Here is a 22663-nt window from a genome sequence, read left to right on the forward strand (position 1 = left end):
GTCCCGAGCCGCCTCTGGCGGCTCAACATGAGGAGGAGCAGACCGATGTCGCAACCCTTACTGAAAGTGACCGACCTGGCAAAAAGCTTTTCCGGCGTCTGGGCGCTAAGCAGCGCCCAGCTGACCGTCGGCGCGGGGGAGATCCACGCCCTGCTGGGGGAAAACGGAGCGGGAAAATCTACGCTGCTGAAGGCGCTTGCGGGCGCGCAGCCGCAAACCCGCGGGGATATCTGGTTCAACGGCGAAATGCTGCCGGTGGACGACTCCCCGGTGGAACGGCAGAACAAGGGCATTATCACCATCTATCAGGAATTCAACCTGCTGCCCAACATGACCGTCGCGGAAAACATGTTTCTCGGGCGCGAGCCGCGTAAACGGAACCTGATCGTCGACGAAAGGGCGGTAAATCAGGAGGCGCAGGTCATTCTCGATTACCTGCAGCTAAACGTTGCGCCGACCACGCCTGTCGCTCGTCTGAGCGTCGCCCAGCAGCAGATGGTGGAGATCGCCCGGGCGCTGACCCTCAACGCTCGCCTGATCATCATGGACGAACCTTCCGCCGCGCTGAGCGACAGCGAGGTGGAAAGCCTGCACCGCGTGGTGCGGGAGCTTAAAAACCGCGGCGTGAGCATTATTTACGTTACCCACCGCCTGCACGAAGTTTTCCAGCTCTGCGATCGCTTCACCGTATTTCAGGACGGCCGCTTCACCGGCACTGGCGCGGTAGCGGAGACCAACGTCGAACAGCTGATCCGCCTGATGGTCGGGCGCGACGTGGCCTTTAACCGTCGCCCCGCCAGCGAAACCCATCATCAGGACAAACCTGTCCGCCTGGCGGTGAAGGGGCTAAGCCGCGAAAAGCCGCCGCTGGATCCGCATGGCATCGCCCTGCACGACATCAGCTTCCACGTCCATGCCGGGGAAGTTCTGGGCATTGCCGGGCTGGTGGGCGCGGGACGCACCGAGGTGGCCCGCTGCCTGTTTGGCGCAGACGCCTTTACTTCCGGGAGCTTTGAGCTGGACGGCGTGCCGTACCAGCCGCGCGACCCGCTGTATGCCCTCGACCAGGGCGTGGCGCTGGTGCCCGAAGACCGTAAAAAAGAGGGGGCGGTGCTCGGGCTGTCGATTCGCGACAACCTGTCGCTCTCGTGCCTATCCTCACTGCTGCAGTGGCGCTGGTTCGTGAACACCCGTAAAGAGGACGATCTGATTGAGTCCTATCGCCAGGCCCTGCAGATCAAAATGGTCAACAGCGCGCAGGAGGTGCGCAAGCTCTCCGGCGGTAACCAGCAGAAGGTGATCCTCGCGCGCTGCATGGCGCTCAACCCGCGGGTGCTGATCGTCGATGAGCCGACGCGCGGCATTGACGTGGGGACCAAATCGGAAGTGCACCAGGTGCTGTTTGACATGGCGAAAAAGGGCGTGGCGGTGATCGTGATCTCCTCCGATCTGCCTGAAGTGATGGCGGTGTCTGACCGGATCATCACCCTCAGCGAAGGCCGGGTGACCGGCGAGATCCACGGTGACGACGCTAACGAAGAACGGCTGATGACGATGATGGCCATCAACCACAACGCCCTGAACGCGGCATAACGGAGTTTCTCATGACGCAGATGATTTCTAAAACGCAGGCCCCGGTCAAACGCGCCGGACGCATCGATCCCATCGCCTTCTTCGAGCGCTTCGGGGTGTTGATTTTCATGATCCTGCTGCTGATCTTCTTTCAGTCGCAGAACAGTAACTTTTTCTCTGAACGCAATATTTTCAACATCCTGACCGAAGTCTCCATCTACGGGATCATGGCCGTGGGGATGACCTTCGTCATTCTGACCGCCGGGATAGACCTCTCCGTGGGCTCCATCCTGGCGGTGTGCGCCATGACCGCGGCGTACGTCATTAAGGGCGATAACTTCACCACCGTCGACCCGAACGCCTGGGGCGGCATGAGCTGGCTGATCGGGCTGGGGATTTGTCTGGCGATGGGCACGGCGATTGGCTTCCTGCACGGCCTGGGTGTCACCCGCCTGCGCCTGCCGCCGTTTATCGTCACCCTCGGCGGGATGACCATCTGGCGCGGCCTGACCCTGGTGATCAACGACGGCGCACCGATTGCCGGTTTCGACCCTGGCTACCGCTGGTGGGGACGCGGCGAGCTGCTCGGCATCTCCATTCCGATCTGGATCTTCGCCATCGTCGCCGTCGGCGGCTATCTGGCGCTGCATAAAACCCGCTGGGGCCGCTTCGTCTACGCCATCGGCGGCAACCCGGAGGCGGCGCGCCTGGCGGGGGTGAACGTCAAGCGCGTGCTCGTCAGCGTCTACGTGCTGATTGGCTGTCTGGCCGGGCTGGCGGGCTTCATCCTGAGCGCGCGTCTGGGGAGCGCCGAGGCGGTGGCCGGGATCTCCTTTGAGCTGCGCGTCATCGCCTCGGTGGTGATTGGCGGCACCTCGCTGATGGGCGGCTACGGGCGCATCGGCGGCACCATTATCGGCTCCATCATCATGGGTATTCTGATTAACGGTCTGGTGCTGATGAACGTCTCGGCCTACTACCAGCAGATTATCACCGGGTTAATTATCGTTCTGGCGGTGGCGTTTGATACCTACGCCAAGAGCCGTCGCGGCGCACTGTGAGGATCGTGATGAAAGAGGTTCGTATTGGATTGATTGGCACCGGGTATATCGGCAAGGCGCACGCTATCGCCTATGCCCAGGCCCCGACGGTGTTCAACCTGCGCGGCAGGCTGGTGCGCGAGATGGTGGCGGAAGTCACGCCGGAGCTGGCGGCAGAGCGCGCCCGGGCGTTTGGCTTTAACCGTTCAACGGGAGACTGGCGGGCGCTGGTGGCCGACCCGGCCATTGACGTGGTGGATATTTGCTCACCCAACCACCTGCATAAAGAGATGGCGCTGGAGGCGATCCGCCACGGCAAGCACGTCTACTCGGAGAAGCCGCTGGCGCTCAACGCCCACGATGCGCGCGAGATGGTCGACGCCGCGAAGCGGGCTGGGGTGAAAACGCTGGTGGGGTTCAACTACATGAAGAACCCGACGGCGCAGCTGGCGAAGGAGATTATCGCCAGCGGCGAGATAGGCGATGTGATCCACTTCTACGGCACCCACAACGAAGATTATATGGCCGACCCGCTGTCGCCCATCCACTGGCACTGCTTTAAAGAGACCGCCGGGCTGGGCGCGCTGGGCGACCTCGCGGCGCATATCGTCAATATGGCTCAGTACCTGGTGGGCGATATTGAGCAGGTCTGCGGCGATCTGAAGATCGTGGTCCCGGCGCGCCCGGCGAAGGCCGGATCGTCAGAGATGATTGCGGTGGAAAACGAGGATCAGGCCCACGCGATGGTGCGCTTCGCGGGCGGGGCGCAGGGTGTTATTGAAACCTCCCGCGTCGCCTGCGGCCGCAAGATGGGGCTCTCGTACGTGATCACCGGGACGAAGGGCGCCATCAGCTTCACCCAGGAGCGCATGGCGGAGCTAAAGCTCTATCTGCATGACGATCCGGTGAACCGTCAGGGGTTCCGCACGCTGCTCGTCGGCCCGGCGCACCCGGACTACGCCGCGTTCTGCATGGGCGCAGGCCACGGAATTGGCTTTAACGATCAAAAAACGGTGGAGGTGCGCGACCTGGTGGACGGGATTGCCGCCGACGCGCCGATGTGGCCGGACTTCGAAGAGGGCTGGAAGGTGTCGCGCGTGCTGGACGCGATTGCGCTCTCGCACCGGGAAGGCCGCTGGCTGAACGTGAACGACATTGTCTGATGAGGTATCAACGTGGAAAAGCAGTTTGATGTGATATGCATGGGCCGCGTGGCGGTAGACCTCTATAGTCAGCAGATTGGTGCCCGCCTGGAGGACGTGTCGAGCTTCGCCAAATACCTTGGCGGATCCTCCGGCAACGTGGCGTACGGCACCGCGCGCCAGGGCCTGCGCTCGTCGATGCTGGCGCGCGTCGGCGATGAACATATGGGCCGCTTCCTGCGCGAAGAGCTCAACCAGGTAGGCTGCGATACCAGCCATCTGATTACCGATAAAGAGCGCCTCACGGCGCTGGTGCTACTCGGCATTAAAGACCGGGACACCTTTCCTCTGATTTTTTATCGCGATAACTGCGCGGATATGGCGATTACCGCCAGCGATGTGGACGAAAGCTACATTGCCTCCGCACGTTGTCTTGCCATCACCGGGACCCACCTTTCTCATCCGCAGACCCGCGAGGCGGTGCTGACGGCGCTGGGCTATGCCCGCCGTCACGGCGTGCGCACGGTGCTGGACATCGACTACCGTCCGGTGCTGTGGGGGCTCACCTCCTTAGGCGACGGCGAAACGCGCTTTATCGCCGCCGACCAGGTCACCCGCGAGCTGCAGGAGGTACTGCACCTCTTCGACGTCATTGTCGGCACCGAAGAGGAGTTCCACATTGCGGGCGGCAGCACGGATACGCTGCAGGCGCTGGGGCAGGTGCGCGACGTGAGTCACGCAACGCTGGTCTGCAAGCGCGGCGCGCTGGGCTGCTCGGTCTATACCGACGCCATTCCGTCCCGGCTGGACGACGGCCTGACGGTGACCGGCGTGCGCGTGGAGGTGCTGAACGTTCTCGGGGCGGGGGACGCGTTTATGTCCGGCCTGCTGCGCGGCTACCTGAACGACGAGGGCTGGGAGCAGGCGTGCCGCTACGCCAACGCCTGTGGCGCGCTGGTGGTCTCGCGCCACGGCTGCGCCCCGGCGATGCCGAGCAAAATCGAGCTGGATGACTATCTCTCCCGCGCTGCGGATGTGTCGCGCCCGGATCTTGACCCGCGTCTTAACCATCTCCACCGGGTGACCACCCGCCGCCGCGAGTGGCCGGAGCTGTGCGTGATGGCCTTCGATCACCGCAGCCAGCTTGAGGATATGGCGATGCAGTGCGGCGCGTCGCTTAAGCGCATTCCGGCGCTGAAGCAGCTGATCCTGCAGGCCAGCCGCGAGGCGGCGAGCCGCGCCGGGCTTGAGGGCAAAGCCGGCCTGCTGTGCGACGGCACCTTTGGTCAGGACGCGCTGAACGCGATCACCGGGGAAGGGTGGTGGATTGGTCGCCCCATTGAGCTGCCGGGCTCCCGGCCGCTGGAGATGGAGCACGGCAATATCGGCACCCAGCTTATCAGCTGGCCGCAGGAGCACGTGGTGAAGTGCCTGGTCTTCTTCCACCCGGAAGACGCCCACGGCCTGCGCCTGGAGCAGGAGCAGAAAATCGCTGAGGTGTACCACGCCTGCTGCCGGTCCGGGCACGAGCTGCTGCTGGAGGTGATCCTGCCCGCCAGCATGCCGCGCAGCGACGAGCTCTACCTGCGCGCCATTTCCCGCTTCTACAACCTGGGCATTTACCCGGACTGGTGGAAGCTGCCGCCGCTTTCCGCCGACGGCTGGACGGCGCTCGGCGAGATTATCGAACGCCGGGACCCGCACTGCCGCGGGGTGGTGATCCTCGGTCTGGACGCTCCGGCGGAACAGCTGCGCGCTGGCTTCAAGGCCGCAGCGGGGCAGCCGCTGGTTAAAGGCTTCGCCGTGGGGCGCACGCTGTTTGGCGACGCCTCCCGCGCGTGGCTGAAGCACGATATTGACGATGCGCAGCTGGTAGCGCGCATCCGGGACAACTATCTGCAGCTTATCGCCTGGTGGCGCGAGCGCGGACACGCATAATGGAGATAACAATGAGTGTGCAATTAGGCATTAACCCGCTGACGTGGACGAACGACGATCTGCCTTCCCTCGGCGCGGAAACCTCGCTGGAGACCTGCCTGAGCGAAGGGAAAGAGGCCGGTTTTGCCGGCTTTGAGCTGGGCAACAAATTCCCGCGTGAAGCGCGCCTGCTTGGCCCGATTTTGCAGCGCCACGACCTGCAGCTGGTCTCCGGCTGGTACTCCGGCCGCCTGCTGGAGCGCAGCGTGGAGGAGGAGATCGCCGCCGTGCAGCCGCACCTGACGCTGCTGCGCGAGCTGGGGGCGAAGGTGCTGGTCTTTGCGGAAGTGAGCGGCTGCATTCACGGCGAGCAGCAGACCCCGGTGCATCTGCGTCCGCGCTTCCCGCAGGCGCGCTGGAAGGAGTACGGCGAGAAGCTCACCGAATTTGCCCGCTACACGCAGCAGCAGGGAGTCCAGATTGCTTACCATCATCATATGGGCACGGTGATTGAGTCCGCTGACGACGTGGACAACCTGATGACCCACACCGGCGAAGAGGTTGGACTGCTGCTGGACACCGGTCACCTGACCTTTGCCGGGGCCGATCCGCTGGCGGTGGCGCAGCGCTGGGCGTCGCGCATCAACCACGTTCACTGCAAAGACGTGCGCGCCGACGTGCTGGCGGACGTGAAAAACCGCAAAACCAGCTTCCTCGATGCGGTGCTGAGCGGCGTGTTTACCGTGCCGGGCGACGGCTGCGTCGATTATCCGCCGATCATGAGTCTGCTGAAGGCGCAGGACTATCGCGGCTGGCTGGTGGTGGAGGCCGAGCAGGACCCGGCGATTGCCCATCCGCTGACCTACGCTCGTCTGGGGTATAACAACCTGAGCCGCCTGGCGCGCGACGCCGGGCTTATTTGAGGAGGTGACATGTCACGTCTGTTATCACGCTGGCAGCAGCCGAACGCGGAGGGGCGCACTCAGTCCGTCACCCCGGAACGCGCAGGGTGGGGGTACGTCGGGTTTGAGGCGTATGAGCTGCAGGAGGGGCAGACGCTGACGCTGCCCGCCGTCAGGGAAGAACGCTGCCTGGTGCTGGTCGCCGGGCGCGCCTCTATCACCACGCCTTCCGCGCAGTTTAACGATATCGGCGAGCGGATGAGCCCCTTCGAGCGCATCAAACCGTGGGCAGTGTACGTTACCCCGCAGGAGACGGTGCAGGTGAAGGCGCTGACGGCGCTGGAGCTGGCGGTCTGCGCCGCGCCGGGCAAGAGCTCGTACCCGACGCGGCTGATTGCCCCGCAGGATATCGACGCTGAAGCGCGCGGCAAGGGGCACAACCAGCGCTACGTGCACAACATCCTGTCGGAAGACAAGCCCGCCGACAGCCTGCTGGTGGTGGAGGTCTGGACTAACGAGGGCTGTACCAGCTCGTACCCGAGCCACAAGCATGACACGGATAACCCGCCGCAGGAGACCTACCTGGAGGAGACCTACTATCATCGCCTCAACCCGGAGCAGGGGTTCTGCATGCAGCGCGTCTACACCGACGACAGAACGCTGGATGAGTGTATGGCGGTCTACAACCGTGACGTGGTGATGGTGCCGAAGGGGTATCATCCGGTGGCGACGATGGCCGGGTATGACAGCTACTACCTCAACGTGATGGCCGGTCCGGTGCGCAAATGGATGTTCACCTGGGAAGAGGACCACGCGTGGATTAATCGGGATTATCCCGGCGCTGGCAGGGACTGAAGCAGCCTTTGTTGCCGGGTGGCGCTGCGCTTACCCGGCCTGTGAAACGCTTACCTTGCTTCTAACGCCTGCTCAATCGTTCGGGCGATGGCCTCTGGCTGGCTCACCATCGACACGTGACTCGCCGCGACCCCGGTGGTTTTCGCGTGGATCGTTTTCGCCATCGCGCGCTCAAGCGCGGGGTTAATCATCCTGTCATTCTCACTCACCACATACCAGCTCGGCTTATTGTGCCACGCGGCGTGAGTGACCTTTTCGCCAAATGCATCGGCTTTAATTGGCCCCTGCGTGGCGGCGATGGTCAGTTGTTCAGCCGGTTTGACATCCGGTGCGAAATCCTTCCTGACGGCTTCGGTCGGCAGGTATAAGTAACCTTCAGCCGTTTTAGCGATGCCTGCACTTCCGGGCGGGGCCGGGAAGGTATTCGCCAGCTCTGCCGTCGACTGGCCGGAATCCGGCGCGAACGCCGCCACGTAAACCAGCGATTTGACCCGTGCATCGTTGCCCGCTTCGCTAATCACGGTGCCACCCCAGGAGTGACCGACCAGCACGACGTCCCCCTTAGCACGGGCGATGGCGCGCTGGGTGGCCGCTACGTCATCTTTTAGCGACGTAAGCGGGAGCTGAACGGCGATGACCTCGGTATGGTCTTTTTGCAGCCGGGTAATCACCTTATTCCAGCTGCTGCCGTCGGCAAACGCGCCGTGCACCAGCACAACGCTGGTTTTACTCTGTGCGAAGGCGCTGGCGGAAAGCGCCAGCAGGCCTGCCGTCAGTACAGACAGTGCTTTCATCTTCAGACTCCTTAAAAATGGTGGATCGCCGCGTGGGGCGGCACGGTGAATTCGAGGGTTTTGTGATCGAGGGGCTTATGCGTCGGATCGGCCAGAATAATCGTCACCTTGTGCTTACCGGCGGGCAGACCCACCAGAATCACCGGCTCTCCGCTGGCGTCAGCCCAGTGCCACGGCGCGTCATCAACCACGACGTGGATGTGGCCGATGCGTGGAGTGACTTTCAGCGCGTCGGGCCCGAATACAGGTTCAATGCGCAGGTTTTCGGCCCGGTACTGAATAAACACCGCGCCTTTGCTCAGCGGCCCGGCAAGCGGTGGATCGACTATCAGCTTTGCGGGCGGCTGCGGCTGTGCCAACGGCGCAACGGCGGCTGGGCCATTAACATCGGCGGCGCTGAGGCCGCTCAGGGGCGCGGCGCAGACGGAAGTCGTCAGAGCGAGTAAAGGAAGTAACAGATGCTGGCGAATCATTTCGGTATCTCCTCGTGGGTTTATGTCACGAGAGACAGCAGACCATTTTTATGTATCGCGTCTGTTTGCTTAAGCGGGATTTTTGTATCGATGCGTAAGCCAGGTGGGGGAGATACAGTGCGATACATTTCGTCTGAGCATGACGAGACGTTTGCTGGCATGGTGCCTTCAGGCGCATCCATCCGATGCGGATACTTCCCGGAGAAAACATCATGAAGAGTGAAAAAGTTGCATTGATTTTCGGCGGCGCACGCGGAATTGGCGCGGCTATAGCGACGCGGCTGGCGAAGGAAGGCTATCGCGTTGCCGTGACATGGGTATCACGCCCGGACCGGGTTAATGCTCTCGTCTCATCAATTACTGATGCGGGCGGGGTGGCGCTGGCGATTAACGCTGATAGCGCTGACGCAACGGCGATTCAGGCCGCGGTCGATGCCACGATTAACCACTACGGCAGGCTGGATGTTGCCGTAGTGAACGCAGGCGTACTGCGGCTGGGCATGCTTGAGGATTATCAGCTGGACGATCTGGACGCCACCCTGTCGGTGAACGTGCGCGGCGTTTTCCTCTCTGTCCAGGCGGCAGCTAAGCGAATGAGGGAAGGGGGGAGGATAATCACCATTGGCAGCAATACCGCTGTGCGAACCGGGCATGCAGGAAGTAGCGTTTATGCGATGAGTAAAGCTGCGGTGGCAGCCATGGTGCAAAACCTGGCGCTGGATCTGGCTCCGAAACGGATCACAATCAACAATATCCAGCCCGGCCCCGTTGCCACGGATATGACGGCCGGAATGGAAGAGCAGATCACTGCACATATCCCTTTGAAACGCATTGGGCAGCCAGAGGAGATCGCATCGCTTGCCGCATGGCTTTCGGGAGAAGAGTCTGGATATATGACAGGAGCGAGCCTGACGATTGACGGTGGATTCGTGCTTTAACAGCTAAGGGCAGGGAAGCCCGATGTTGTGGCTAGCGCACGGGGGCGTCGACCACCAGACCCGTTTGCTGCGACTGGATTTTGTCCTGGTGGTGATACCAGGCGCCAATGGAAGAGTAAACGAAGCGGCCAAAGAAAAACAGAAAGCTGATGAGCAGTATGATGCGGGTCATTCGGGTGTTAAAACGGTGTCGTTTGCGCATACGCGTGGCCTGACTCACTCTCTTTTTCCTGGGCATGCCCTTTTGGGCGATGGGGATATTAAGGCACAGCGGAAAGACAGGGTCAATTCCGCAATGTGTAAATAACCGTCAGTGTTTACATTAATTATTGTTATTGAAATTGATTGTTGCATTTACCATATTGATAATATGAGGAAAATTATTTCAAAAAAAAAGCATGTAAGGCTTATTTGCATAAAATAGTTTGATTTAAGTCAACGGATTCCCGGCTCTGGTATTTAAAATCCCTCCTCCACACTGTTCGCCCTGCACATCACCGGGGCGGCGTCAGGTCAGGTTGGATGCCTGTCTTTATTTTCCCTCTGGAGTAAAAGGGGTTTAACCGGGCATCTATGAACATTTTCGCTTTACTTAAAAACAATAAAAACCGCTGGTGGGCATTGCCGCTTATTTTGCCGGTGGGGTTACTGCCCGTACTGAGCGTGGCGAATACGTTCACGCTCCTGGGCGACGGGATAGCGGCACTTTATTATTTACCGCTCTCGTTTTTGCTTTCGCTGATGATGTTTTTTGGTCTGGAAGCCCTTCCCGGGATCGTGTTGTCGCTGTTTATCCGCTATTACCCGTCGGTCGGGATGTTTGAAACCGTCGCCGGCGTGCTCCATTTTATTGTCCCTATAGTGCTTAGCTGGGGCGGCTACCGGGTGTTTACGCCCAGACGCAATATGACGGCGTACGGCGACGTACGGCTGATGGCGCAGCGCATCTTCTGGCAGGCCTTCTGCCCCGCGACGCTGTTTCTGCTGTTGTTCCAGTTTGCGGTGTATCTGGGCGTGTATGAGAGTCGCCAGAGCCTGGCAGGGCTTAACCCCCTCAACATTCGCACGCTGATCAACTATCAGGCCTTGCTGGTCAGCGGTCTGACGGGCGTGCCGTTAAGTTATCTGCTGATCCGCCTGATTCGTCATCCGCGCTATCTCAAAAGCCTCATCTCGCAGATCCGTACCCAGATAGACAAAAAGGTGACGCGCGCTGAGTTTCTGATTTGGGCCATTGCGCTTGCCGGGCTGCTTTCGCTCCTGCTGCTGCCGATGAATGAAAACAGTTCGATTTTCACCACTAACTACACCCTGTCGCTGCTGATGCCGGTGATGCTCTGGGGGGCGATGCGCTTTGGCTATAAGCTGATTTCGCTTATCTGGATCCCGATACTGCTGGTGTCTATTCACTATTTTTACCGCTATATCCCCGTGAACCAGGGGTACGACATTCAGCTGGCAATCACCTCTTCCAGCTATCTGGTCTTCTCGTTTGTGGTGATTTACATGTCGATGCTGGCGACCCGGCAGCGGGCGGTGAACAAACGCTCCCGCAGGCTGGCGCTGCTCGACCCGGTTCTGCATATGCCTAACCTGCGGGCGCTTTCGCGAGATCTGGCAAAAAACCCGTGGTCGGCGCTCTGTTTACTCCGCGTTCCGGAGCTTGAAATTCTGGGCCGTAACTATGGCGTGTTACTGCGCATTCAGTACAAACAGCAGCTGGCGCAATGGATTAACGGCACGCTCCAGCCCAATGAGCAGGTCTATCACCTGACGGGCTGTGATATGGCGGTTCGCCTTAATGCCGAATCGCACCAGCAGCGGATTGAAACGCTGGACGAGCACATCAAGCAGTTCCGCTTTGTCTGGGACGGCATGCCGCTGCAGCCGCAGGTGGGGGTGAGCTACTGCTATGTGCGTTCGCCGGTTAACCACCTCTATCTGGTGCTGGGGGAACTGGGGGTGGTGGCCGATCTGTCGCTCTCCTCTAACCACCCGGAAAATCTTCAGCAGCGCGGCGCCGTCCATCTGCAGCGCAGCCTGAAGGATAAAGTCGCGGTGATGAGTCGTCTGCAGCGTGCGCTGGATAACAACGCATTCACGCTGCTTGTTCAGCCCGTACGCGGCCTGCGTGGCGATAGCTATCATGAGGTCTTGCTGCGGATGACTGATGCAAACGGGCTGTTGATCTCCCCTGAACAATTCCTGCCGATAGCCCAGGAGTTTGGCCTCTCTTCGCGGGTGGATTTGTGGGTGCTGGAGCATACGCTGCGCTTCCTCGCCGCGCATCGCGAACGGCTGCCCGGCCAGCGCTTTGCCATTAATCTGGCCCCTTCAACGGTGTGTCGGGTGCAGTTCCCGCTTGAGGTGAGTCGCCTGCTGGCGAAATATGCCATTGAGCCGTGGCAGCTGATCTTTGAAGTGACGGAGTGCAGCACCTTCTGCAACGCGGAGCAGGGGCTCCACATCCTGCGGCAGCTGCAGAAAATGGGGGTACGCATTGCGATCGATGATTTTGGTACCGGCTATGCGAGCTATGCGCGACTGAAAAGCGTGGATGCGGACATTCTCAAAATCGACGGCGATTTCATCCGCAATATCGTCAACAACAGTCTGGATTACCAGATTGTGGCCTCTATCTGTCATCTGGCGCGCATGAAGAAGATGCTGGTGGTGGCGGAATATGTCGAGACCGAAGAGATACGTAGCGCGGTGCACGCGCTAGGCATTGATTATGTGCAGGGCTATCTGATTGGCAGACCGGCACCGCTTGAGTCACTGCTGGAAGCAGAGGCGTCCACGGCGGACGCCTGAGCCGTTACGCGGCGACGTCGGCGCTATCTTCCTCGATTTTGAGCATCCAGCCGGTGACCGCTTCCCAGTACTGCTGCTCTTTTTCCAGGTCCAGCAGGACCAGCGCGTTCTGGCTGAACCAGTCGTGCGGGAAGCTCAGCGTCCAGTGGTGATCGTCGGTTTTCAGCTTCAGCGTTGGCGGTGTGGTGGTGGCCTGACGCTGATTGTTCAGCAGCACGCCCAGGCGCAGCAGCTGAATAAGCGGCAGGAACTGCTTTTTCTTAAACAGCGTGAAGCGCGGCAGATCGTCGAGCTTGATGGCTTTACGGTGATAGCGCACCAGGGTCGCCATCATGGTTTGCTGCTCCTGGTTGAAGCCGGGCAGATCGCTGTTTTGCAGAATATACGCTGAATGGCGGTGCATCCCGCTGTGGTTGATGTTCAGCCCCACCTCGTGCAGCATCGCGGCCCATTTCAGCAGCGCGGCAAGCTGCGGGTGCGCCAGCTTGGGGTTCTGCTCCTGCCACTGCTCGTACATCTGCACCGTGGTTTCCAGCACGCGCTTCGCCTGCTCGCGGTCGATGTTGTACTGGTTGGCCAGGCTTTGCGCGGTGCGGCTGCGAATGTCCTGATGGCGGAAGCGGCCCTCCATCTCATACAGCACCCCCTCACGCAGCGCGCCGTCGGAAAGGCGCAGCTCTTTAATCGCCAGGGCGTCAAATACGCCGCAGAGAATAGCCAGGCCCGGCACGAAGACTGCCTTACGCTCGTCGGAAAGCCCCGGCAGGCTTAGGGCGTCAAAACTTTTATGCTTCAGCACCTCTTCGGTCAGCAGGGTCAGGCGTTCAGGCGTGATAAAACCGTCTTTTTCACCCATCGCCAGCAGCACTTCATGCGCCGCTTTGATGGTGCCCGACGCGCCCAGCGCCACGTTCCAGCCCTGAATGCGGTACTGCCAGGCCAGATTCTCCAGCTTCTGGATCGCAGCCATTTTCGCCCGCTGGAAGTTTTCACGGGTAATGGTGCCGCCGGGGAAGTACATCTGCGCGAAGCTGACGCAGCCCATGCGACGGCTCTCCACCAGGCGCGGCTCAAAGTCTTCGCCGATCACCAGCTCAGTAGAACCACCGCCGATGTCGATCACCAGCTTGCGCCCTTTTTCCGGCTGGGTATGTTCAACGCCCATGAAAATCAGACGCGCCTCCTCGTTACCGGAGATGATCTCAATCGGGTAGGGGATCACTTTTTCGGCCCGCTTGAGGAACTCCGGCGCGTTCAGCGCCTGGCGCAGCGTGTGAGTGCCCACGATACAAACGCTGGAGGGCGAGAAGCCCTGCAGGCGTTCGGCAAACAGCGACAGGCAGTTTAAACCGCGCTCCATCGCCTCTTCGCTGAGCATGCTGCGCTCATCAAGCCCATCCGCCAGGTGTACGCGCTGCTTCAGACGACCGATGATCTGCAGCGCGCCATCAACCTCACGGGCGATGACCATGTGAAAACTGTTAGAGCCAAGATCGACCGCGGCGTATTCCTGCGGGCGTGGGGTCTTATCATTTATCGGCATAGGTTAATCGGGTTGCTCGAGTGATTTGATATAGTCGTAAATCGCCAGCTGTGACCGCACTTTACGGCGGTTGCCGCGCGGTACGTAGCGGTTACTGAGTTCTTTGTCGATATAGCGCGCCTTCACCGTATCGCTGAACAGGATCTCGATAATGTCGAGGATACGCTGTTTCAGACGCGGATCCAGCAGCGGCGTCGCGACTTCAATTCGATAGTCAATATTGCGCGTCATCCAGTCTGCCGAAGAGAGATAAACCTGTTTATCGCCCGCATTATCGAAAATATAGACCCGATCGTGCTCCAGGTAGCGGTCAACGATGCTGATAACGCGAATATTGTCGCTGATGCCTTCCAGTTCCGGAATAAGCGAGCACATGCCGCGGATCAGCAGGTTAACCGGCACGCCGGAGCTGGACGCCGCGTACAGCCTGTCCACCAGCCCTTTATCGACCAGGTTGTTAAGCTTCAGCGTGATGCCGGACGACAGCCCATTCTGGGCATTGGCAATCTCTTTATCGATCATATCGTACAGCAGACGGCGCGAGTTCTGCGGTGAGACCAGCAGATAGTCGAAGCTGACCGGGCGGTACGGGTTTTCGATGAAGTTAAACACCCGGCGCACTTCGTTGGTAATGCGGGCGTCAGCGGTTAAGAGCGAGTAGTCGGTATAAATCCGCGCGGTTTTTTCGTTAAAGTTCCCGGTGCCGATGTGGGCATAGCGCACCACGTCATCACCCTCTTTACGCGAGATCAGGAACAGCTTGGCGTGAATTTTCAGACCCGGCGCGGAGAAGATCACGTGCACGCCCGCTTCCGTCAGGCGGCGCGCCCAGTGAATGTTCGCCTCTTCGTCGAAGCGCGCCTGCAGCTCAACCACCACGGTGACTTTTTTGCCGTTGTGTGCCGCGTGGATCATCGCATCGATGATGCGGGAATCTTTTGCCACGCGGTAGATGTTGATTTTGATCGCCAGCACGTTCGGATCGAACGAGGCCTGACGCAGCAGCTCCAGCACGTGTTCAAAGGTGTGGTACGGGTAGTAGAGCAGCACGTCGCGCTCGCGGATGGCGTCGAATCCGTTGCGGAACTTATCGAACCAGATATGACGCAGGCGCGGCAGCGGTTTGTTCACCAGATTGGCTTTGCCAACGTTCGGGAAGCCAATGAAGTCTTTAAAGTTGTGGTAACGGCCACCCGGCACGATGGAGTCATAGCGCGAAATGGTCAGCTTCTCGCGCAGCATCTCCACCATGGCGTCCGGCATGTCGCGCTGATAGACAAAGCGCACCGGCTCGGCCGTCAGGCGCTGTTTCAGGCTGGAGGACATCAGCTCCATCAGGCTGGCTTCCATCTCGTGCACCAGGTCATATTCGGCGTCACGGGTCATCTTCATCGAGTAGGCGTTTAACGCATCGTAATCGAAGAAGCCTTTGAAGATGTCGTCCAGGCAGTAGCGCAGGATGTTATCCAGCAGGATCATCGGCTTGCGTCTGCGCGGCGTTTCCGGCGGCAGATTCACAAAGCGCGGCACCTTGTCGGACGGGATCTCCAGCAGGGCATAACGGATGGATTCACCGCGAATAATTTCCACCGCCAGGTAGGTGTAGTCATCCTTCAGGAACTGCACCAGATCGGTTTCGCGGTTGATGAGAATCGGGGTAATGTGCTGGCGCAGGTACTGTTTAAAGTAGTGGCGCAGCCAGTTTTGTTGGTTAACGGAAAGCTGACGTTCGTTAATCAGGAAGATTTGATTGCGCGCCATCTCCAGCAGCAGTTCGTTATACAGGCCGTCAAATTCCTGATCGGCTTTCAGCACGCGGGACTGGATTTTGCCCAGCAGATGCCGCGAGTGCGAGTTTAAGCCCTGTTCTTCGCTGATGATGATGCGTCTTTTCAGCTCGGCAAAGCGAACCTTGTAGAACTCATCCAGGTTGTTGGAATAAATGCCTAAAAAACGCATGCGTTCGATCAGCGGGTTACTTTTGTCTGCCGCTTCCTGGAGTACACGTTCGTTAAATGCTAACCAGCTTAGCTCTTTCTCGATATATAACTTTTCCTGACCCATTACAGCTCACACTCCAGTTCAATCACAGGACGTGGTAAATCCGTCTCGTCCTTATTATGGCGAGCATTTCCACGATATGTCCAACAGTGCCAGAAAAGTATGACAGTTATTTTTTTTGTTGGGGAATTTAGCGGGTTGGGGGAGGGAATATCGGGTAAGCGAAGCGCCACCCGACATAGCAAGCTACTCTTCGGCCGCATAACCCTGCGGGGGCAACTTCACGCCGTCCAGCCAGGCTGCGCCGTCGCGCATCTCCAGACGCCCGTCGACAAACCAGCTTACCACCAGCGGGTAAATGGCGTGCTCCTGCGTCTGCACGCGTTCGGTCACGTCGTCTTCGTTGTCGCCGTCAAAGACCGGGACTTTCGCCTGCAGGATCACCGGGCCACCGTCCAGCTCGTCGGTCACGAAATGGACGGAGGTACCGTGCTCCTCGTCACCGTTTTCCAGCACCTGACGATGGGTATGCAGGCCGGGATATTTTGGCAGCAGGGAAGGGTGAATATTCAGCAGTCGACCGGCGTAGTGTTCGACGAAGGCCGGGCTCAGAATACGCATATAGCCCGCCAGCACCACGAGGTCAGGCGCGTAGGCGTCAATCTCCTGCACCAGCTCGCGGTCAAAAGCTTCACGTCCGGCGAACTGGCTGGCTTCCAGCGCGTGAGCGGGAATGTTCGCTTCCCGCGCGCGCTCAAGGCCGAACGCGTCGGCCTTGTTGCTGAAAACTGCCCGAATGGTGCCATTGATTTTCTTCTGTTTGCAGGCGTCTATGATGGCCTGCAAATTGCTTCCGTTACCGGAAATGAGCACCACGATGTTTTTCATTCAATGACCACACGCTGTTCGGAATCGGATGCTATAATCTTACCGATTTTCCACGCGTTTTCACCTTTCTCGGTCAGCAGCTTAACCGCTTTATCCGCTTCGCTTGCCGGCAGGGCGATAACCATGCCCACGCCGCAGTTAAAGGTGCGGTACATTTCGTGAGAGCTCACGTTGCCTGCAGTCTGCAGCCAGTTAAAGACGGCTGGCCACTGCCATGAGGATTCGTCGATCACCGCCTGGGTGTTGTCAGGCAGCACGCGCGGGATGTTTTCCCAGAAGCCGCCGCCGGTCAGGTGAGCAATAGCGTGAACGTCAACGTTCTCGATAAGCTCCAGCACGTTTTTCACGTAGATGCGGGTTGGGGCCAGCAGGTGGTCAGCCAGCGGTTTACCGTCCAGCTCGGTGGTCAGCGGATCGCAGCCGCTTACTTCGAGGATTTTACGCACCAGAGAGTAGCCGTTAGAGTGCGGGCCGCTGGAGGCCAGCGCGATCAGCACATCGCCATCGGCCACTTTGCTGCCGTCGATAATTTCTGATTTTTCTACTACGCCGACGCAGAAGCCCGCGACGTCATAATCTTCGCCGTGATACATACCCGGCATTTCAGCGGTTTCGCCGCCGACCAGCGCACAGCCGGACTGCAGGCACCCTTCGGCGATACCGTTAATGACGCTGGCCGCGGTATCCACGTCCAGTTTGCCGGTCGCGTAGTAATCGAGGAAGAACAGCGGCTCTGCGCCCTGAACCACCAGGTCATTCACACACATCGCGACCAGATCGATACCGATCGTGTCGTGACGTTTTAAATCCATCGCCAGGCGCAGCTTGGTGCCTACGCCGTCAGTACCCGAGACCAGAACAGGTTCACGATATTTTTGCGGCAGCGCGCACAGTGCGCCGAATCCACCCAGACCACCCATCACTTCCGGGCGGCGGGTTTTCTTCACCACACCTTTGATTCGGTCAACCAGCGCATTACCTGCGTCAATATCAACACCGGCATCTTTGTAGCTGAGAGAAGTTTTGTTGGTCACGGCTTAAATCCCCACGCGATTGCATAGCTAGTAAGAAAAATCGGCGCAATTCTAACAGTCCAGGCAAACGTTTGCGAGCCTATTCTGGACGTGGGGATCTTTTTTTCTGTATAGCCCGCAAATGCAGCCAAACTTGACTCCGTTCACGAAAATGAAACCGGTTTCGGCGATCTGCTTGCAACGAATATCCCCTTTGCACATCATCGAACTGAAACCGGTTTCTGTAATTGTTTTTGCAGAAAATAACGCAGAATGAGGGAAAGCGAATGTCAGGATTCAAAGCAGATTTTCTGTGGGGTGGGGCCGTTGCGGCGCACCAGCTTGAGGGCGGCTGGAAAGAGGGCGGTAAGGGCGTAAGCGTTGCCGACGTCATGACCGCGGGCGCGCACGGCGTGCCGCGTGAAATCACCAACGGCGTGCTGGAGGGGAAAAACTACCCTAACCATGAGGCTATCGATTTCTACCACCGTTATAAAGAAGACATCAAACTCTTTGCCGATATGGGGTTCAAATGCTTCCGTACCTCTATCGCCTGGACGCGTATCTTCCCGAAAGGCGACGAGCTGGAGCCGAACGAGGCGGGCCTCAAATTCTATGACGATCTGTTCGATGAATGCCTGAAGCACGGCATTGAACCGGTTATTACGCTTTCCCACTTTGAGATGCCGTTCCACCTGGTGACGGAATACGGCGGCTGGCGCAACCGTAAGCTGATCGACTTCTTTGTCCGCTTCGCGAAGGTCGTTTTTGAGCGCTACCAGCATAAAGTGAAGTACTGGATGACCTTTAATGAGATCAACAACCAGGCCAACTTCCACGAAGACTTTGCGCCATTTACCAACTCCGGGCTGAAGTACGCGCCGGGTGAAGACCGCGAGCCGGTGATGTTCCAGGCGGCGCACTACGAACTGGTGGCCAGCGCCCTGGCGGTGAAGGCGGGCCGCGAGATTAACCCGTCGCTGCAGATCGGCTGCATGATTGCCATGTGCCCTATCTACCCGCTGACCTGTGCGCCGGACGACATGATGATGGCGATGAATGCCATGCACCGTCGCTACTGGTTTACCGACGTTCACGTGCGCGGCAAATATCCGCAGCATCTGCTCAACTACTTCGAGCGTCGCGGCTTCGCGCTGGATATCACCGAAGAAGATAAAGCCGCGCTCACGCAGGGCTGCGTGGATTACATCGGGTTCAGCTACTACATGTCTTTCGCCACCAAAGCGACGGCAGATAACCCGGCGCTGGATTACGACGAGAGCAAGAGTCTGGTCTCCAACCCGTACGTGCAGAAATCCGACTGGGGCTGGCAGATTGATCCGGTCGGGCTGCGCTACTCCCTGAACTGGTTCTGGGATCACTATCAGCTGCCACTGTTTATCGTTGAGAACGGCTTTGGCGCGATCGACGTGCAGGAGAGCGACGGCACGGTGAACGACCAGTACCGCATCGATTACCTTTCAGCACACATCCGCGAGATGAAAAAAGCGGTGGTGGAAGACGGCGTGGATCTGATGGGCTATACCCCGTGGGGCTGTATTGACCTGGTGTCTGCCGGAACGGGCGAAATGAAAAAACGCTACGGCTTTATCTTTGTCGATAAAGATAACGAAGGTAACGGCACCCTGAACCGCAGCAAGAAGAAATCGTTCGACTGGTATAAGCAGGTGATTGCGAGCAACGGCGATAACCTCTAATTGTCAGGTGGCGCTAACGCTTACCCGACCTACAATACACGTAGGCCCGCGTAAGCGCAGCGCCACCGGGCAAGACCCCGCACCCAAGCCGGAGCCCAGCCTCCGGTTTTTTTGTTTTTGATTGATGTACGTCAAGCAAGTTGGGTATGGCGCAATCCGAAAAAAGCGGTATAATCCCGCGATTTTTTTGCGGATGCCACCTCAGAGGAGAAAGAGAATGAAGATTGTGGAAGTGAAACACCCACTCGTTAAACACAAGTTGGGCCTGATGCGTGAGCATGACATCAGCACGAAGCGTTTTCGCGAACTGGCTTCTGAAGTGGGCAGCCTGCTGACCTACGAAGCAACCTCCGATCTGGAAACAGAAAAAGTGACCATCGAAGGCTGGAACGGCCCGGTGCAGGTTGAGCAGATCAAAGGTAAGAAAATTACCGTAGTGCCTATCCTGCGTGCCGGTCTTGGCATGATGGAAGGCGTGCTGGAGCACGTACCGAGCGCGCGCATCAGCGTGGTCGGTATCTACCGTAACGAAGAGACGCTGGAGCCGGTACCTTACTTCCAGAAGCTGGTCTCTAACATCGACGAGCGCATGGCGCTGGTGGTTGACCCAATGCTGGCGACCGGCGGTTCAATGATCGCCACCATCGATCTGCTGAAAAAAGCGGGCTGCAGCAGCATTAAGGTGCTGGTTCTGGTTGCTGCTCCGGAAGGGATCGCGGCGCTGGAAAAAGCGCACCCGGACGTTGAGCTGTACACCGCCTCTATCGACCAGGGGCTGAACGAGCACGGGTACATCATCCCGGGGCTCGGCGATGCCGGCGATAAGATCTTTGGTACGAAATAATCGAATAACGATAAATAAGCCGACTTTGATAGTCGGCTTTTTTTTGAATAAAAACCAACAATACTACACAGAGGAAAACACTATGACGCGCCGTGCTATCGGGGTGAGTGAAAGACCGCCGCTTTTACAGACTATCCCGCTTAGTTTGCAGCACCTGTTCGCTATGTTTGGCGCAACCGTGCTGGTGCCAATCCTGTTTCACATTAACCCGGCTACCGTGCTGCTGTTCAACGGCATCGGGACGCTGCTGTACCTCTTTATCTGTAAAGGCAAAATCCCGGCGTATCTGGGGTCGAGCTTTGCTTTTATCTCGCCGGTGCTGTTGCTGTTGCCCCTGGGTTATGAGGTCGCGCTGGGCGGCTTTATCATGTGTGGCGTGCTGTTCTGCCTGGTTTCCTTCATTGTGAAGAAAGCCGGTACCGGCTGGCTGGACGTGATGTTCCCGCCTGCGGCGATGGGCGCCATCGTTGCCGTTATCGGCCTGGAGCTGGCGGGCGTGGCGGCGAATATGGCCGGCCTGCTGCCTGCGGACGGCCAGTCACCGGACTCCAAAACCATTATCATCTCGCTGGTGACGCTGGGCGTGACGGTATTTGGCTCCGTGCTGTTCCGCGGTTTTATGGCGATTATCCCGATCCTGATCGGCGTGCTGGCGGGCTACGCGCTCTCCTTCGTCATGGGCGTTGTGGATACCACCCCGATTGCCGAGGCGCACTGGTTCGCGCTGCCAACTTTCTACACCCCACGCTTTGAATGGTTCGCCATTTTCACCATTCTGCCTGCCGCGCTGGTGGTAATTGCGGAGCACGTTGGCCACCTGGTGGTGACGGCGAACATCGTGAAGCGCGACCTGATCCGCGACCCGGGTCTGCACCGCTCCATGTTTGCCAACGGTTTCTCCACCATCATCTCCGGTTTCTTCGGCTCCACGCCAAACACCACTTACGGTGAAAACATCGGCGTGATGGCGATTACCCGCGTCTACAGTACCTGGGTTATCGGCGGCGCGGCGATCATCGCCATTCTGCTCTCCTGCGTGGGCAAGCTGGCGGCAGCGATTCAGATCATTCCTGTGCCGGTGATGGGCGGCGTTTCTCTGCTGCTGTACGGGGTGATCGGTGCCTCCGGTATTCGCGTGCTGATTGAATCCAAAGTGGATTACAGCAAGGCGCAAAACCTGATCCTGACCTCCGTTATCCTGATCATCGGCGTGAGCGGCGCGAAGGTGCACATCGGTGCGGCCGAGCTGAAGGGCATGGCGCTGGCGACCATCGTGGGCGTGGGCCTGAGCCTGATTTTCAAGCTGATCTCGGTGATCCGCCCGGAAGAGGTGGTGCTGGACGCTGACGAAAGCGAAAAAGCCCCACACTGATCCTTTAACTGGGCGAAGGATCGCCCGGTTCTCTCCTGGCGGGTTCCGTGTTAAACTCATCGCCGATTTTATGTAAGATCTCTGGTTGAGGTATTTCTGAACGGACCGGCACAGCTCTCTCTGCCACTCTATCTCCCTGACGACGAAACTTTTGCGAGTTTCTGGCCGGGTGATAACCCCTCTTTACTGGCTGCACTGCAAAACGTGCTGCGCCAGGAACACAGCGGATACATCTATATCTGGTCACGCGAAGGCGCGGGACGCAGTCACCTGCTGCATGCGGCCTGTGCCGAGCTTTCGGCGCGCGGCGATGCGGTCGGCTACGTGCCGCTGGATAAACGTACCTGGTTTGTGCCTGAAGTGCTTGAGGGCATGGAACATCTCTCGCTGGTCTGCATCGATAATATCGAATGCGTGGCGGGGGACGAGCCGTGGGAAATGGCGATCTTTAACCTCTACAACCGCATTCTGGAGTCGGGCAAAACCCGGCTGCTGATCACCGGCGATCGTCCGCCGCGCCAGCTTAATCTTGGGCTGCCGGATCTGGCGTCTCGTCTGGACTGGGGACAAATCTACAAGCTCCAGCCGCTGTCAGATGAAGATAAGCTGCAGGCGTTACAGCTGCGAGCAAAGCAGCGCGGCTTTGAGCTGCCGGAAGACGTGGGCCGTTTCCTGCTCAAGCGTCTGGACCGCGAGATGCGCACCCTGTTTGATACGCTCGATCAGCTCGATCGCGCCTCCATTACCGCCCAGCGCAAGCTGACCATTCCGTTTGTGAAAGATATTCTTAAGCTTTGAGTTTTTTGCCCGGTGGCGGCTACGCCTTACCGGGCCTAC

19 protein-coding genes are annotated in these 22663 nt (G+C 58.8%); 12 read left to right on the forward strand and 7 right to left on the reverse strand.

The annotated features are described in order from the left end of the window. Positions 1–45 precede the first annotated feature (45 nt). Genes IM314_RS15240 through iolB form a run of 6 tightly spaced genes read left to right on the forward strand, consistent with a single transcriptional unit; the run spans position 46 to position 7428 of the window. Positions 46–1593, forward strand: coding sequence for a sugar ABC transporter ATP-binding protein (locus tag IM314_RS15240; RefSeq protein WP_028014046.1), 1548 nt, complete (start codon positions 46–48; stop codon positions 1591–1593). 11 nt (positions 1594–1604) lie between these two features. Further along, the gene (locus IM314_RS15245; RefSeq protein ID WP_028014045.1) at positions 1605–2633 is read left to right on the forward strand and encodes an ABC transporter permease; all 1029 of its coding nucleotides are present in this window, start codon (positions 1605–1607) and stop codon (positions 2631–2633) included. Between the two features lie 8 nt (positions 2634–2641). Then, positions 2642–3775, forward strand: a complete 1134-nt coding sequence (locus IM314_RS15250; protein WP_045631001.1) for a Gfo/Idh/MocA family protein — start codon at positions 2642–2644, stop codon at positions 3773–3775. Between the two features lie 12 nt (positions 3776–3787). After that, the gene (iolC, locus tag IM314_RS15255; protein WP_045631002.1) at positions 3788–5692 is read left to right on the forward strand and encodes a 5-dehydro-2-deoxygluconokinase; all 1905 of its coding nucleotides are present in this window, start codon (positions 3788–3790) and stop codon (positions 5690–5692) included. Positions 5693–5703: 11 nt separating this feature from the next. Continuing rightward, on the forward strand, positions 5704–6594 hold the full coding sequence (gene iolE, locus IM314_RS15260; protein ID WP_193359140.1) for a myo-inosose-2 dehydratase: 891 nt from the start codon (positions 5704–5706) through the stop codon (positions 6592–6594). Between the two features lie 9 nt (positions 6595–6603). Beyond that, positions 6604–7428, forward strand: coding sequence for a 5-deoxy-glucuronate isomerase (gene iolB, locus IM314_RS15265; protein WP_193359139.1), 825 nt, complete (start codon positions 6604–6606; stop codon positions 7426–7428). 50 nt (positions 7429–7478) lie between these two features. Here iolB and IM314_RS15270 read toward each other — a convergent pair whose 3' ends face one another. Both IM314_RS15270 and IM314_RS15275 read right to left on the reverse strand, forming a co-directional pair. Further along, on the reverse strand, positions 7479–8222 hold the full coding sequence (locus tag IM314_RS15270) for an alpha/beta fold hydrolase (protein ID WP_193359138.1): 744 nt from the start codon (positions 8220–8222) through the stop codon (positions 7479–7481). 11 nt (positions 8223–8233) lie between these two features. Beyond that, positions 8234–8695, reverse strand: coding sequence for a DUF6130 family protein (locus IM314_RS15275; RefSeq protein WP_048957779.1), 462 nt, complete (start codon positions 8693–8695; stop codon positions 8234–8236). A 212-nt stretch (positions 8696–8907) separates the two neighbouring features. On the opposite strand from IM314_RS15275, the gene IM314_RS15280 reads away from it, so the two are divergent. Then, positions 8908–9633, forward strand: a complete 726-nt coding sequence (locus IM314_RS15280) for a 3-oxoacyl-ACP reductase family protein (protein ID WP_075206238.1) — start codon at positions 8908–8910, stop codon at positions 9631–9633. A 31-nt stretch (positions 9634–9664) separates the two neighbouring features. Here IM314_RS15280 and IM314_RS15285 read toward each other — a convergent pair whose 3' ends face one another. Continuing rightward, entirely contained in the window at positions 9665–9853 is a 189-nt protein-coding gene (locus tag IM314_RS15285) for a YfgG family protein (protein ID WP_051486071.1), read from the reverse strand. A 353-nt stretch (positions 9854–10206) separates the two neighbouring features. Here IM314_RS15285 and IM314_RS15290 point away from each other — a divergent pair, with 353 nt between their 5' ends. Further along, positions 10207–12447 (forward strand): EAL domain-containing protein, encoded by a 2241-nt coding sequence (locus IM314_RS15290; RefSeq protein WP_193359137.1) that lies wholly within the window; start codon positions 10207–10209, stop codon positions 12445–12447. Between the two features lie 4 nt (positions 12448–12451). Here the strand turns inward: IM314_RS15290 and ppx are convergent, their stop codons facing one another. From ppx to purM, 4 genes are all read right to left on the reverse strand, one after another. After that, positions 12452–13990: an exopolyphosphatase gene (ppx, locus tag IM314_RS15295; RefSeq protein WP_028014034.1), complete on the reverse strand. Its 1539-nt coding sequence runs from the start codon at positions 13988–13990 to the stop codon at positions 12452–12454. A 3-nt stretch (positions 13991–13993) separates the two neighbouring features. Continuing rightward, a complete protein-coding gene (gene ppk1, locus IM314_RS15300) occupies positions 13994–16054 on the reverse strand; it encodes a polyphosphate kinase 1 (protein WP_041908755.1) in 2061 nt (686 codons plus the stop codon). 183 nt (positions 16055–16237) lie between these two features. Further along, positions 16238–16879, reverse strand: a complete 642-nt coding sequence (gene purN, locus IM314_RS15305; protein ID WP_028014032.1) for a phosphoribosylglycinamide formyltransferase — start codon at positions 16877–16879, stop codon at positions 16238–16240. After that, positions 16876–17913, reverse strand: a complete 1038-nt coding sequence (gene purM, locus IM314_RS15310; protein ID WP_193359136.1) for a phosphoribosylformylglycinamidine cyclo-ligase — start codon at positions 17911–17913, stop codon at positions 16876–16878. Before purM ends, purN begins: the two co-directional genes overlap by 4 nt. Positions 17914–18179: 266 nt before the next feature. Between purM and IM314_RS15315 the strand changes: the two genes are divergently transcribed. From IM314_RS15315 to IM314_RS15330, 4 genes are all read left to right on the forward strand, one after another. Beyond that, a complete protein-coding gene (locus IM314_RS15315; RefSeq protein ID WP_193359135.1) occupies positions 18180–19610 on the forward strand; it encodes a 6-phospho-beta-glucosidase in 1431 nt (476 codons plus the stop codon). A 217-nt stretch (positions 19611–19827) separates the two neighbouring features. Next, a complete protein-coding gene (gene upp / locus IM314_RS15320; protein ID WP_008501641.1) occupies positions 19828–20454 on the forward strand; it encodes a uracil phosphoribosyltransferase in 627 nt (208 codons plus the stop codon). Between the two features lie 82 nt (positions 20455–20536). Next, entirely contained in the window at positions 20537–21826 is a 1290-nt protein-coding gene (gene uraA, locus IM314_RS15325) for a uracil permease (protein WP_017692944.1), read from the forward strand. A gap of 96 nt (positions 21827–21922) precedes the next feature. After that, positions 21923–22624: a DnaA inactivator Hda gene (locus tag IM314_RS15330; protein ID WP_166792068.1), complete on the forward strand. Its 702-nt coding sequence runs from the start codon at positions 21923–21925 to the stop codon at positions 22622–22624. Positions 22625–22663 lie beyond the last annotated feature (39 nt).

Source organism: Enterobacter cloacae complex sp. P42RS, from assembly GCF_014930595.1.
Lineage (GTDB): Bacteria > Pseudomonadota > Gammaproteobacteria > Enterobacterales > Enterobacteriaceae > Enterobacter > Enterobacter bugandensis.